Below are 11,913 nucleotides of genomic sequence, written 5' to 3'. Positions count from 1 at the left end.
AATGGATCGTCGAGGCTCCGGAAGTGGACGGCGAGATCGCGACGCTGGCTAACTACATCGCAGATCCCTGGTTTCAGACGTCCACGCAGGATGGCTTAGGCAACTTTGACTATCCCGGGCTTCCGAACGGTACGACCTCCTATAACATCACCATGGTGGACAGCATTGGAAACCCGATCTCGCGTGTCAAGCTGACGGGCGCCCAGCGGTTATGGTTCTTCGACGATGGCTCGGCATTCTGAAGCGGCGTCACTTTTTGTTCATTAGAGGTCTTTGAAAGCAAAAAACCCGCATCAATGCGGGTTTTTTGGTTGCGGGGGAGGGATTTGAACCTTCGACCTCCGGGTTATGAGCCCGGCGGAACCATGTTCGCCCACGTCCAGCCGAATGAAACCCCGCGGCACTCTGTCGTGCGGGACCTGTTTGACAGATTTCTAATCTAATGTTAGTCATTATGACCTAATAAGGTCTTATGTATCCAATGAGTCGGAAGAGGAAATTCGTGGGTGGACTTCCGGCGCTGGCCAAGAAGGTCAAGGACCTACAGGGCCAGAACAACTGGGCGGTCGTGGAGGGTGATAACGGCAATATCGTACGCCAATTCAGCAGCGCGGGCCCGGTCACGGGTTCTCATACTGCTGGCACTGGGTTATACACTGTCACCTTCAGCAAGGACGTCGCAGGCTGTGCATTTGTAGCAACCCTCGGTTCGGTTAACACGAATGCCCCGACCATCGGCACGATTGGTGTCACAGGGGATTCGGCGGATGGCAATTCTGTTGATGTTCAAACCACGGACATTAGCGGCAATCCTGTCAACGCGTCATTTCATCTCTACGTGTCATGTCCGAAATAGGACTGAGTCGAGTGTGGGCGTCAGAAGCAGGCGCCGAGGCATCTTGACTCTGGCCCGCGTTAAAGAAGCTATAGCGCCGACGCCAAGGAAAGAGTTGGGCGGATGTGCGATCATGACGAGAGCTACTCGTCGCTCATCCCCCCGCGCTTTCCTGCTTCAGGCGCCAGCTGTCGATGGCTTCGATGTTGAACCGCCAGTCGCTACCCATCTGAAACGCCGGTATCTGCTGCTGCTTCAGCAACCGGTAGATCGTGGACGGGTGCACCCGTAAGTATGCTGATACTTCGCGCACCGTCATCACCTTGCTAGGCAGCGTGTAGAGGGGCCTTTTGTCTATAGACTTCCGTTTCATACCTAGCACTTTACCATAGGTTTGCGTCGCAATTCGCCAACTACTTCCGTTTCGGCCTTCGACCGGTGACAGGAAGAAACGTCCGCGAGAATGCTTTTGGTCATTTCGTCGCAGTCTGCTGCTCAAGTCACGTTAGGCGTTGCAGGCAGGTTCCGACGCTATGTGAGACGCTAGCACTGCGGCTGGACGGGTTCCGCGTGCGCAATGAACGCCACTTTCCCCCAGGAGCAGCATCATCATTGGTTGCGGCCCGCCACGCCGCACAAAAGCTGTCCTTCCAAAAAGGGGCGAATCTATGAGTCGGGCGCTGCAACCAATCGAGCGCTCTAACTCCAGACTCGCGCCATTTCAAAATCGCAAAAAAACACGTGACGAACGGGTCCACGCGTTCGAGGTCGATCCCATTTCCATGGGGTAGGGCCGGTCGCCGGCTGGCAAGCATGCTTCTCGATCCAAATCTGTAGGACGGATGGTCCACTGTGACGGCGGTCACCATCCGCGATGTGCCGCGGTGAGCACGAGGTTGTCCGCTGGCCGGGGCGCAACGTGCTCGGCGGCCTGGCAAACGCCCGACCGCAAATAGCGCACATTGCATTAACCCGGCGTGGGTACGGCCTGGACCCGCCAATGTTTAATTCTGCCCAATGGCCATATCTGCCGGCCGTTGGCGTTACGGAGAACGCCGGCTTCACGATCTGGTGATAGCGGCCGCGACGACTGAGGGTCAGCCGATGGTCACCCGCCTGGAGGACTTTGGTCGTTTCGGAGCGCACACCGTCGAGCACGAGGTCGTCTGTTGACCCGGGCGAAGCGAACTCTCTTCTGCCGCTATCTCAGCCGAAATCGTCACCGATGGCTCTCAAAAGTGGCGGCCAACGTCCGGCCACGATGACAGAGCAAGCACAGAGCGCACAAAAAAACCCGCGCAGCTAGCGCAGGTTTTTTGGTTGCGGGGGAGGGATTTGAACCTTCGACCTCCGGGTTATGAGCCCGGCGAGCTACCAGACTGCTCCACCCCGCCCCGGCATACTATCGGCACCCCCCAAGCGGGGTCAACACACGATCCTCAAGCATAAGCGCTCGCTGCGTTTGCCCCGATCGCGTCGGGCTACGCGCGGCCGGCTGCGCGCATGATCCGCATCAGGTTGTTCGGCGCGTAAAACTCCGAGAGCGCGACGGTCGTGGCGACCGTGCCCATGAAGCGGCGCGTGTCGGCGTCGTTGCCGGCGAGCGCGGGCATCAGCGCGAGCAGCATCGGCGACGGCCCCTCGAGCCGCGCCAGCTCGCAGGTGAAGCGGTAGAGTTCCATCGAGGCCGCATTGCGTGCGCTTTCGTAACGAGCGAGCGCCTGTTCCATCGGCTCGCGCCCGGCCAGCCCCGCGCCGGCGGCCTCGGCCAGCAACTCGGCGTCGCGGAGCGCGTCCGTAATGCCGAAGCCGGTTATCGGATCTTTGTGATAGCCCGCGTCGCCCACCAGCGCCCATCCGGGGCCGTAGGGTCTGCGGAAATAGTTCGCGATACCGCCGGTGCCGGCGAACCGCTCCTCGCGAAAGCCCGCGCGCACGCGCTCGTACAGGTCCGGCGCCGCTTCCAGCGCCTTGAAGAAGCCGCCCTCGATATCGGATCGCCACGCTTCGAACTCGGCCTTGGGCCGCTCGACCGCGATGCAGGTGAGCGCGTCGTTGGTGGCGAAACCGAGCGCGGTGCATCCGGGACGCGGATGCACCTCGCAGGCATTCAGGCGCACACCGCTGAAGTAGCTGTAATAGCCGCAAGTCAGCGCGGACACAGTTTCGTACTCCGGCGCCTCGACCGCCCGCGCGACGGCCGACCACGGGCCGTCGGCGCCGATCACGATTCGCGCGTGCTCGCGATGCTCCTTCGCGCCGCGCAGATCGCGCCCGCGTATTCCGCTGACGCATCCGCTCTCCCACGTGAGAGCCTCGACCGTGAACGCGTCGCGTATTTCTGCTCCGGCCCGCGCGGCCGCATCGAACAGGATCTTGTCGAGCAGCATGCGCCGCGGACAAAGTGCAATCTCGGTGTCCTCGTAAGGCACGGGCGAGCTTTCGAGCGCGAGCGGTCCGGCGTCGAGCCGGATGCGCTCGATCGGCGGACAGTTGGTGGCGAGCACCGCGTCGAGCAGGCCCCATCGTTTGAGCCGCGCGACCCCCGGCTGATGGATGTAATGCGTGGACATGATGTCGCTCGGAAACTCCGCGCGGTCCACCAACAGCACGCGATGGCCCGCGCGCGCGAGCAGCATCGCCGTTGGCGCTCCCGCGCATCGCGCACCCACCACAATCGCGTCGTACATGAGCTTTTCCGTGGCCCGGTGTTAACGTCAGCCGGGCGCTTCCGTCAATCGGGCACTTCCGTCAATCGGGCACTTCGGTTAATCGGGCACTTCGGTTAATCGGGAACGATACGCAAATTACAATCGCGATGGGCGGCGCCGAAATCCGTCAGTTCCTTTTCGACCGCGGTCGGATTCGGCTTGGGCTCGCCCAGCATGACCTGCTTGGCCATCGCCACATCCATCCCGTCGGCCTCGACGGAGAGGTTGTGGTCGTCGCACATGACAAATGCCATCGGTAAAACGCTCCTTGCGAATCCGAATACGCTAACCGAAAGAGCCGCGCGTGTCAGCCTGCGTTGCTTACCGATCTCGCGCGCTTTGTGGTAGTCGATAGCGATGAAATGGAATTGGAGCGTGCTCTGATGAGTCTTAAAGGAACGGCCGCCGTTATCGGAATCGGCGAGCTCAAGCCTACCAAGGACGCGCCGCCGGACGCGACCGCGCTCGGCCTGATGTCGAACGCGGCGGCGGAAGCGATCGCGGATGCGGGCCTTGAGACCGGGGAGATCGACGGGTTCCTCTGCGGGATGGCGTTTGCGGATGCGGGAATGCTGTATCCGGCGAGCGTCGCCGAGGTGATGGGAATCAATCCGCGGATGCTCAACCAGGTCGATATCGGCGGCGCGAGCCCGGCCGGGATGGTGTGGCGGGCGGCGGCGGCGATCGCGGGCGGGATGTGTAACGCGGTGCTATGCGTGGTCGGCGATCTCAACAAGTTCGGCGACCAGAAGCCGCCCGTGATCTCGGTGCAGCGCGAATTCGAGGCGCCCTACGGAAATATCGGCGCCAATTGCGGCTACGCGATGATCGCCCATCGCCACATGTACGAGTACGGCACCACGGCCGAGCAGATGGCCAAGGTCGCGGTGGACCAGCGGAGAAGCGCGGTCAAAAACCCGCTCGCGACGTTCAACGACCGCGAACTCACGATCGCCGACGTGCTCAACTCGCGCATGATCGTCGATCCGCTCCACCTATACGAAATAGTCAGCCCGTGCAGCGGTGGATCGGCGGTCGTGGTGGCCTCGCCCGACGTCGCCCGGCGCGCCAAACATCCGCCGGTCTGGCTGCTCGGCGCGGGCGAATATTCGAATCACGCATCGATTACCTACGCGCCATCGCTGACCGATTCGCCGGTGAAAGTCGCGGCCGAGGCGGCGTTCAAGATGGCCGGCGTCGCGCACAAGGATATCGACCTCGTCTGCCCGTACGACTGCTACACCATCACGGTGATCGTGACGCTCGAGGACGCCGGATTCTGCAAGAAAGGGCAGGGCGGAAATTTCGTGTGGGAGCACGATCTGTCGTACGCCGGCGACTTTCCATGCAACACCCACGGCGGCCAGCTTTCCTTCGGGCAGCCGGGGCTGGGCGGCGGGATGAGCCACGTGACAGAGGCGGTGCGCCAGCTGATGGGCCGCGGCGGCGCGCGCCAGGTCAAGGACGCGCAGCTCGCCTACGTCAACGGCAACGGCGGCATCATGAGCGAGCAGGCAAGCCTCATCCTGGAGCGGCGGTCATGAGCGAATATCTCAAACCGCTGCCGAAGCCGACACCGACCAGCCGGCCATTCTGGGAAGCCGCGCGGCGCCATGAATTGAGCCTTCAGCGATGCGCCGCGTGCAAGGCGTATATCTATTATCCGCGCGAGCGCTGCCCCCACTGCTTTTCCGACCGCCTTGCGTGGGAGCGCGTCAGCGGACGCGGCCAGGTGTACAGCTACACCGTCGTGCGCCGCGCCTCGACCCGCTCGTTCGCCGATCAACCGTACGTGCTGGCGATCGTCGAACTCGACGAGGGGCCGCGGATGACGACGAATATCGTCGCGCCGCCGGAGAGCGTGAAGGTCGGGATGCCGGTTGTGGTACACTTCGACGACGTCACCCCCGAGCGCACGCTGGTAAAGTTCAAGCCCGCCTGAACGCGGACGGGCGCGCACTGAAACGCGCGCGGCGCCGCTAGGCCAGCAGCACCGCGACGATTCCGGTAAGGAAGATTCCGTCGAAGGTTCCGGCGCCGCCGATCGACGCGACCGGCGCGCCAAGCTCGCTCAGCCGCCCGAGGTTCATCAGGTCGGCGCCGATGAGCGTTCCCATCACGCCGCTGATATAGGCGATCGCGTCCGCGTGATGCGCGACACCGCCGCCGAGCAGCATCCCGAAGAGCGCCGCGACGATCGGCGGGATGAACATCGGGGTGGCGATTCCCACTTTCGGAATCGGGCGCGCCGCGCGATGCACGATGGCGGTCACCCCCGCGGTTCCCAGCATCGCGCGCACAAACACCGCCGGGTCGGCCGCAAGGATCCACGCGCAGATGCATAGCGGAACGATCGCGCCGCCCACGTTGATCGCAATCACGGTCGAACGTGTGGGCGCCAGATGCGTCGGCACCCGGTAGCGCACGCCGAAGTAGCTCACCACGTCGGCCGGCGGCGGCTCGCCGTCACCGCTTTCGATGCGGGTTATCGGGATGTTGATGTAACTCCCCAGCAGGCTAACCATCAGGGCCCAGAACGCCGCATGCGGCGGCAGGCCCAGCGCATTGAAGGCGTAGTCGATCGCGCCTATCTCGAGCATCGCGAACAAAAGCGCCAGCGCGACGAAAAAGATTATCGAGTAGAGGAACAGGAACGGCGCGAAAAACATGGTCCGTCATCATACCAAGCCTCCACGCATGGCACACCGGCCCTCGCATGCTCGGCCCCGGCAGTCCGTCTGTTTTGCGTCGTCTGTGCGGCCTCTTGTGCCCGGCGCGATGGGGGGTAAGATCGCGCGCAAGACGATGAACCAGGCCCAACGCAGCGAACTGCTCGCGCTACTGGCGCGCGAGTCCTATTTCGAACGCCCGGCCGCGCTGACGCTCGCGTCGGGGCGGTCGTCGAACTACTACATCGACTGCAAGCGCACACTCTATCTCCCGCGCGGAGCATACCTCGCCGGCGAGCTGATGCTCGAGCTGGTGCTGGAGGAGGGCGTCGAGCAGATCGGCGGGATGGCGGCGGGCGCGCTCCCGGTGACCGACGCGCTGATTGTCGCGGCGCACAATCGCGGGGCCAATCTGCGCGGCTTTTTCGTGCGCAAGGAGATGAAGGCGCACGGCCTGCAGCAGCAGATCGAAGGCGCGTTCCGCAAGGATCTTCGGGCCGCCGTGATCGACGATACGATCACTACCGGCGGCTCGAGCCTGCAGGCTGTCGACGCGCTGCGCGCGGAGGGCGCGACGGTGACCAACGCCTTCGCGCTGGTCGACCGCGGCGAGGGCGCGGCGGCGGCGTTCGCCGCCGCCGGGCTCAAGTACCGATGGCTCTATACGGCCGAGGAAGTGCGCGCGGAGCGTGCGCGAACTGGCGATGGCTGAGCGGCGCCGCCCCGGCGTGCGCGGCCGCCGCGCGGCCGCGGGCGCGCTCGCGCTCGGCGGCGCGACGCGCATCGCCGCCGTCTTCGGCGACCCGGTCGAACATTCGCTCTCGCCCGCGATGCACAACGCGGCCTATGCCGCGCTCGGCATGGATCGCGCCTACGCGGCCTTCCACGTCAAGCCGTCGATGCTCGCTGCGGCGCTCCGCGCGCTGCCCGCGCTCGGAATCGTCGGCGTCAACCTGACCGTGCCGCACAAGGAGCGCGCGCTTACGATGATGACGAAGCTTAGCGTCGAGGCCCTGATGCTCGGCGCGATCAATTGCGTCGTAAACCGCGGTGCCGGCCTTTATGGCGACAACACCGACGCCCGCGGCCTTGAGCGCGACCTCGCAAGCCTCGGGGTCGAGGTCGAAGGAGCGACGGCGCTCGTGGTCGGGGCCGGCGGCGCCGCCTCCTCCGCCGTCGTCGCCTGTCTGCGCCGCGGCGCCGGCGAGGTTGTGATCGCCAATCGCACGCTGGCGCGCGGCGCCGCCCTGATACGGCGGCTGCGCGCGCGGCTGCCGCTGGCGCTGGCCGGCGTGCCGCTTTCGGTGCGCGGGCTCGACGCGCTCGCCGACGCGGCGCTGCTCGGACGCGCCGCGATTATCTTGAACGCAACGCCGATGGGTCTCACGCAGGCGAGCTTCGCGCGAATCGACTACGCGCGGACGCCGCGCGGCTGTTTCTTTTACGATCTCATCTATGCGGCGCAGCCGACCGCTTTTCTGTGGCCGGCGATCGCGCTTGAACGGCGCGCCGCTGATGGCGCGGGGATGCTGGTGAATCAGGGTGAGCTCGCCTTCGAGCTGTTTAACGGCGTCGCACCGCCGCCGGGCGTGATGCGCCGCGCGCTCTTCGAGCGCCTCGGCCGTCAGGGAGGCGAATACGCCAAAAGCTGAAGGCCGCCTGTGCGCGAGCGCGAACCGGGCGCGAGCGCAGATTTTGGCCCGTCAGCCGAAAACCCGGCCGGCTAGCCGAACATCTCTTTGAGTTTGTCGACGAAGCCCTTGGAGAGAGGATGATTGACGGCCTCGCCGTCGATGCTCGCGAACTCCTCGAGCAGTTCGCGCTGGCGCGCGGTAAGCCGCTTCGGAGTCTCGACCACCATTCGCACCAGTTGGTCGCCGCGCCCGTAGCCGTGCAAATCCGGGAAGCCCTTACCCTTGAGCCGGAAGACCTTGCCCGATTGCGTGCCGGCCTGGATTTTCAGCTTGACCTTGCCGTCGAGCGTGGGCACCTCGACCTCGGTGCCGAGCGCGGCCTGCGGAAAGCTGACGGGCAATTCGATGATGACATCGTTGTCCTGGCGGACGAAGAGGTCGTGTTCCTTGACGTGGACCACCACGTAGAGGTCGCCTGACGGTCCGCCGCCCCATCCGGCTTCGCCCTCGCCGCGCAGTTTGAGGCGCGAGCCATTATCGACACCAGGAGGAATTCTCACCGACAGCGATTCGGAGCGGCGGATGCGTCCCTGGCCCTGGCACTTGGGACAGGGGTCGGCGATGATCGTGCCTTCGCCGCGGCATTGGCCGCAGGTGGTGGCGATGGAAAAGAAGCCCTGCTGAGTTCTGACCTGGCCGGTCCCGCGGCAATTGGGACAGGTGCGAGCGCCCTCCGCGCCGCCCCGCGCCCGGCTTCCGCCGCAGGCCTCGCAGCTCGCCAAGCGCTGGAATTTAATTACTTTTTCGGTGCCACGCGCCGCTTCCTCGAATTCGACTTCAAGATCGTAGCGCAGATCGTCGCCGCGCCGGGAGCGCGACCGTGTCCGCCCGCGTCCGGTGCCGAAAAAATCGCCGAAAATGTCCGAGAAGACCTCTTCGAAGCCCTGGGTAAACTCGAAGCCGAAGCCGTTGCCCTGAGCTCCCTGGAACGCGGCGTGCCCATAACGGTCGTACTGTGCGCGCCGCTCGGGGTCGGAGAGCACCTGGTAGGCCTCGTTGAGTTCCTTGAAGCGCTCCTCCGCTTGCCTGTCGCCGGGATTGCGGTCGGGATGGTATTGGATCGCCAGGCGGCGGTAGGCTTTCTTGAGCTCGTCTTCACCGGCGGCGCGTTCGACGCCGAGAACTTCGTAATAGTCGCGTTTTTTAGCCTGCGGCGGCATCGGCGCAATTCTAGTCTAGAACGCCTCTGAAAGTAAGCGGACCCCGGCGGTCTGTTGCTCAGGCTCGCGCCGGGGTCCGTTCATCTGCATCGCTGCGGCCGCGGGTCGCTTACTTCACTTCCTTGAAGTCCGCATCGACCACATCTTCCTTCTTCTCATCCTTCTCACCCTGGGCCGCGCCGCCGCCATGCTCGGCTCCGCTGTGGCCGTCGGCGCCCGCCGCACCCGCTGGACCCGCCTGCGCGCCCGCGCCTTGGCGGGTCTTGCTATACATCATCTCGGCGAGCTTGTGCGACGCAGCCATCAAGGCCTCGGTCGCCCGGCTGATCTCGTCGAGATCTTTGGATTCCAGCTTCTGCCGGGCCGACGCGAGCGCGTCCTCGACCGACTTGCGCGACGCCTCATCCAGCGCGCCGCTGTTCTCCTTGAGCGTCTTCTCGGTGGTGTAAACCAGATTGTCGAGCTTGTTGTGCGCTTCGGCGAGCTGGCGGCGCTGATGGTCGTCGGCCGCATGCTGCTGGGCCTCGTTCACCATCCGCTTGATCTCTTCCTCGTTCAGTCCCGAGGATGCGGTTATCTTGATCGACTGCTCCTTGTTGGTGCCGAGGTCCTTGGCGTGGACGTTCACGATACCGTTGGCGTCGATGTCGAAGGTGACCTCGATTTGCGGCAGGCCGCGCGGCGCCGGCGGGATGCCGATCAGGTCGAACTGGCCGAGCAGCTTATTGTCGGCCGCCATCTCGCGCTCGCCCTGGAAGACGCGGATCGTGACCGCGGTCTGATTGTCCTGGGCGGTCGAGAAAGTCTGGCTCTTGCGAGTCGGGATCGTCGTGTTCTTTTCGATAAGCTTGGTGAACACGCCGCCCAGCGTCTCGATACCCAGCGACAGCGGCGTCACGTCGAGCAGCAGGACGTCCTTGACCTCACCCTTGAGCACGCCGGCTTGAATCGCCGCGCCGATCGCCACAACCTCGTCCGGGTTGACTCCTTTGTGGCCCTCTTTGCCGAACAGCTTGCGCACCCGCCCCTGCACTGCCGGCATCCGGGTCATCCCGCCCACCAAAACGATCTCGTCGATGTCGCTGGCGCGCAGGCCCGCGTCCTTGAGCGCGGTGATGCAGGGCTGATCCAGCCGATCGAGCAGGTCGGAGCAGAGCGCCTCGAGCTTGGCCCGGGTGAGCTTGATGTTCAGATGCTTGGGACCGGACTGGTCGGCGGTGATGAAGGGCAGATTGATATCGGTCTCCATCACCGTGGAAAGCTCCATCTTGGCCTTCTCGGCGGCTTCCTTCAGCCGCTGCAGAGCCATCCGGTCGGCGCGCAGGTCGATGCCTTGGTCCTTGCGGAACTCGTCGGCCAGGTAGTCGATGACGCGCTGGTCGAAGTCCTCACCGCCGAGGAAGGTGTCGCCGTTGGTTGCCTTGACCTCGAACACTCCATCGCCGATCTCGAGGATCGAAACGTCAAAGGTGCCGCCGCCAAGGTCGAAGACCGCGATCTTCTCGTCCTTCTTCTTGTCGAGTCCGTACGCGAGCGAGGCCGCGGTAGGCTCGTTGATGATGCGGAGCACGTTCAAGCCGGCGATTCGGCCGGCATCCTTGGTGGCCTGCCGCTGGCTGTCGTTGAAGTAGGCCGGAACTGTGATAACCGCCTCCGAGACTTTCTCGCCGAGGTAATCTTCGGCGGTCTGTTTCATCTTCTGCAGGATGAACGCGGAAATCTCGGGCGGGCTGTATTTCTTGCCGCGGATTTCCACCCAGGCGGCCCCGTCATCGTTGCGCACGACCTTGTAAGGAAGGACCTTGGTCGCCTTCTGTACCTCGGGGTCCTCGAAGCGCCGGCCCATCAGGCGCTTTATCGCAAACACGGTGTTGGTCGGATTGGTGATCGCCTGACGGCGGGCGATTTGCCCGACCAGACGCTCGCCTGAATCCGTAAAGGCGACGACGGACGGGGTAGTTCGGGCGCCCTCAGCGTTGGCGATAACGACCGGATCACCCCCTTCCATCACTGCCACGCAGCTGTTGGTGGTGCCCAGATCGATGCCGATTACTTTTGCCATGGTTTTTAACGACCTCTAACTCTTCAATTAATCATTCTTTCGATGTTTTCAAACGATTTATTCGTTTGCGCCATTGCCGCCCTTGTTTTCGCGGCTATTTGGCGGAGGCTCGCCACGCGACGGTGCCTTGGCTACCGACACGCGCGCCGGGCGCAGCATGCGGTCCCCGACCTGGTAGCCGCGATGGAACTCGTTTATCACGGTGTTGGGCGGATAGTCGGTGCTCTCGACATGATCGACCGCCTCGTGGAACTGCGGGTCGAAAGGCTGGCCGATTGATTCGCGCGGGGCCACGCCCTGATTGCGCAGGAAGTCGAGGAGCGAGCGCAGCACCATCTCGACCCCTTCGACGATTGGCTTGCCGTTGCCGCCGCCGCGGGCCGCGTCGACGGCTCGTTCCAGGTTATCGGTAATCGGCAGCAGGTCGCGCAGCAGGCTTTCGCGCTGGAGACGCACAGTTTCTTCGCTCTGCTGGCGCATCCGCTTGCGAACGTTGTCAGCCTCGGCCAGGCCGCGCAGGTATTTGTCCTTGAGCTCGGCGATTTCCTTGTCTTTGAGGGAGATTTGTTCGCGAAGCTCGGCCTCCGCGCCCGCGGCAACCGCGTCGTTAGCGTTTAGCTCGATCGGGCGTTCAGCAGGATCGCTGCTCCGATGCCCGTCCTGACCAGAGTGATGCTCGTCGTGACCGGGGCCGTGTCCGGCCCCTGGCTCGTGGAGGTGATGATGCTTTTCGTCTTTGTGTTTGCTCATCTGGCGTAGCTTCGCGACATAATCCTGGGCAG

At 64.0% G+C, this 11,913-nt stretch carries 13 protein-coding genes and 1 tRNA gene; 6 read left to right on the top strand and 8 right to left on the bottom strand.

Annotated features, from left to right (window positions below):
- Together VMI09_04125 and VMI09_04120 are read left to right on the top strand one after the other, a co-directional pair.
- A partial coding sequence (locus VMI09_04125; GenBank protein ID HTQ23857.1) for a hypothetical protein occupies nt 1-242 on the top strand: 242 nt, incomplete at its 5' end.
- 260 nt (nt 243-502) lie between these two features.
- Nucleotides 503-856: a hypothetical protein gene (locus VMI09_04120; protein ID HTQ23856.1), complete on the top strand. Its 354-nt coding sequence runs from the start codon at nt 503-505 to the stop codon at nt 854-856.
- A 133-nt stretch (nt 857-989) separates the two neighbouring features.
- Here the strand turns inward: VMI09_04120 and VMI09_04115 are convergent, their stop codons facing one another.
- From VMI09_04115 to VMI09_04100, 4 genes are all read right to left on the bottom strand, one after another.
- Nucleotides 990-1,208, bottom strand: coding sequence for a helix-turn-helix domain-containing protein (locus VMI09_04115; GenBank protein ID HTQ23855.1), 219 nt, complete (start codon nt 1,206-1,208; stop codon nt 990-992).
- Between the two features lie 944 nt (nt 1,209-2,152).
- Nucleotides 2,153-2,229 (bottom strand) — tRNA-Met (locus VMI09_04110).
- Nucleotides 2,230-2,316: 87 nt separating this feature from the next.
- A complete protein-coding gene (locus VMI09_04105; protein HTQ23854.1) occupies nt 2,317-3,525 on the bottom strand; it encodes an FAD-dependent monooxygenase in 1,209 nt (402 codons plus the stop codon).
- A 95-nt stretch (nt 3,526-3,620) separates the two neighbouring features.
- Nucleotides 3,621-3,800: a hypothetical protein gene (locus tag VMI09_04100; GenBank protein ID HTQ23853.1), complete on the bottom strand. Its 180-nt coding sequence runs from the start codon at nt 3,798-3,800 to the stop codon at nt 3,621-3,623.
- Nucleotides 3,801-3,929: 129 nt separating this feature from the next.
- On the opposite strand from VMI09_04100, the gene VMI09_04095 reads away from it, so the two are divergent.
- Together VMI09_04095 and VMI09_04090 are read left to right on the top strand one after the other, a co-directional pair.
- A complete protein-coding gene (locus tag VMI09_04095; protein ID HTQ23852.1) occupies nt 3,930-5,090 on the top strand; it encodes a thiolase family protein in 1,161 nt (386 codons plus the stop codon).
- Nucleotides 5,087-5,488 carry a Zn-ribbon domain-containing OB-fold protein gene (locus VMI09_04090; protein ID HTQ23851.1) on the top strand — a complete coding sequence of 134 codons (402 nt, stop codon included), beginning with the start codon at nt 5,087-5,089 and terminating at the stop codon, nt 5,486-5,488. The genes VMI09_04095 and VMI09_04090 overlap by 4 nt, the downstream gene beginning before the upstream one ends.
- Before the next feature lie 37 nt (nt 5,489-5,525).
- Here VMI09_04090 and VMI09_04085 read toward each other — a convergent pair whose 3' ends face one another.
- A complete protein-coding gene (locus VMI09_04085; GenBank protein ID HTQ23850.1) occupies nt 5,526-6,215 on the bottom strand; it encodes a DUF1614 domain-containing protein in 690 nt (229 codons plus the stop codon).
- Nucleotides 6,216-6,324: 109 nt separating this feature from the next.
- On the opposite strand from VMI09_04085, the gene pyrE reads away from it, so the two are divergent.
- Entirely contained in the window at nt 6,325-6,927 is a 603-nt protein-coding gene (gene pyrE / locus VMI09_04080; GenBank protein ID HTQ23849.1) for an orotate phosphoribosyltransferase, read from the top strand.
- Nucleotides 6,920-7,867, top strand: coding sequence for a shikimate dehydrogenase (gene aroE / locus VMI09_04075; GenBank protein HTQ23848.1), 948 nt, complete (start codon nt 6,920-6,922; stop codon nt 7,865-7,867). The genes pyrE and aroE overlap by 8 nt, the downstream gene beginning before the upstream one ends.
- A gap of 71 nt (nt 7,868-7,938) precedes the next feature.
- Here aroE and dnaJ read toward each other — a convergent pair whose 3' ends face one another.
- From dnaJ to grpE, 3 genes are all read right to left on the bottom strand, one after another.
- The gene (gene dnaJ, locus VMI09_04070; protein HTQ23847.1) at nt 7,939-9,069 is read right to left on the bottom strand and encodes a molecular chaperone DnaJ; all 1,131 of its coding nucleotides are present in this window, start codon (nt 9,067-9,069) and stop codon (nt 7,939-7,941) included.
- Between the two features lie 109 nt (nt 9,070-9,178).
- Nucleotides 9,179-11,131 (bottom strand): molecular chaperone DnaK, encoded by a 1,953-nt coding sequence (dnaK, locus tag VMI09_04065; protein ID HTQ23846.1) that lies wholly within the window; start codon nt 11,129-11,131, stop codon nt 9,179-9,181.
- A gap of 57 nt (nt 11,132-11,188) precedes the next feature.
- Complete coding sequence (gene grpE / locus VMI09_04060) at nt 11,189-11,881, bottom strand: nucleotide exchange factor GrpE (GenBank protein HTQ23845.1); 693 nt, start codon at nt 11,879-11,881, stop codon at nt 11,189-11,191.
- Nucleotides 11,882-11,913 lie beyond the last annotated feature (32 nt).

It is taken from the genome of Candidatus Binataceae bacterium (genome assembly GCA_035500095.1).
Taxonomy (GTDB): Bacteria; Desulfobacterota; Binatia; order Binatales; family Binataceae; genus JAKAVN01.
This window is presented reverse-complemented; position numbering and strand designations above follow the sequence as displayed.

Coding starts and splice junctions, on each gene's coding strand:
- VMI09_04115 (HTQ23855.1), bottom strand. CDS start 1,208: ATGAAACGGAAGTCTATAGACAAAAGGCCCCTCTACACGCTGCCTAGC.
- VMI09_04105 (HTQ23854.1), bottom strand. CDS start 3,525: ATGTACGACGCGATTGTGGTGGGTGCGCGATGCGCGGGAGCGCCAACG.
- VMI09_04100 (HTQ23853.1), bottom strand. CDS start 3,800: ATGGCATTTGTCATGTGCGACGACCACAACCTCTCCGTCGAGGCCGAC.
- VMI09_04095 (HTQ23852.1), top strand. CDS start 3,930: ATGAGTCTTAAAGGAACGGCCGCCGTTATCGGAATCGGCGAGCTCAAG.
- VMI09_04090 (HTQ23851.1), top strand. CDS start 5,087: ATGAGCGAATATCTCAAACCGCTGCCGAAGCCGACACCGACCAGCCGG.
- VMI09_04085 (HTQ23850.1), bottom strand. CDS start 6,215: ATGTTTTTCGCGCCGTTCCTGTTCCTCTACTCGATAATCTTTTTCGTC.
- pyrE (HTQ23849.1), top strand. CDS start 6,325: ATGGGGGGTAAGATCGCGCGCAAGACGATGAACCAGGCCCAACGCAGC.
- aroE (HTQ23848.1), top strand. CDS start 6,920: ATGGCTGAGCGGCGCCGCCCCGGCGTGCGCGGCCGCCGCGCGGCCGCG.
- dnaJ (HTQ23847.1), bottom strand. CDS start 9,069: ATGCCGCCGCAGGCTAAAAAACGCGACTATTACGAAGTTCTCGGCGTC.
- dnaK (HTQ23846.1), bottom strand. CDS start 11,131: ATGGCAAAAGTAATCGGCATCGATCTGGGCACCACCAACAGCTGCGTG.
- grpE (HTQ23845.1), bottom strand. CDS start 11,881: ATGAGCAAACACAAAGACGAAAAGCATCATCACCTCCACGAGCCAGGG.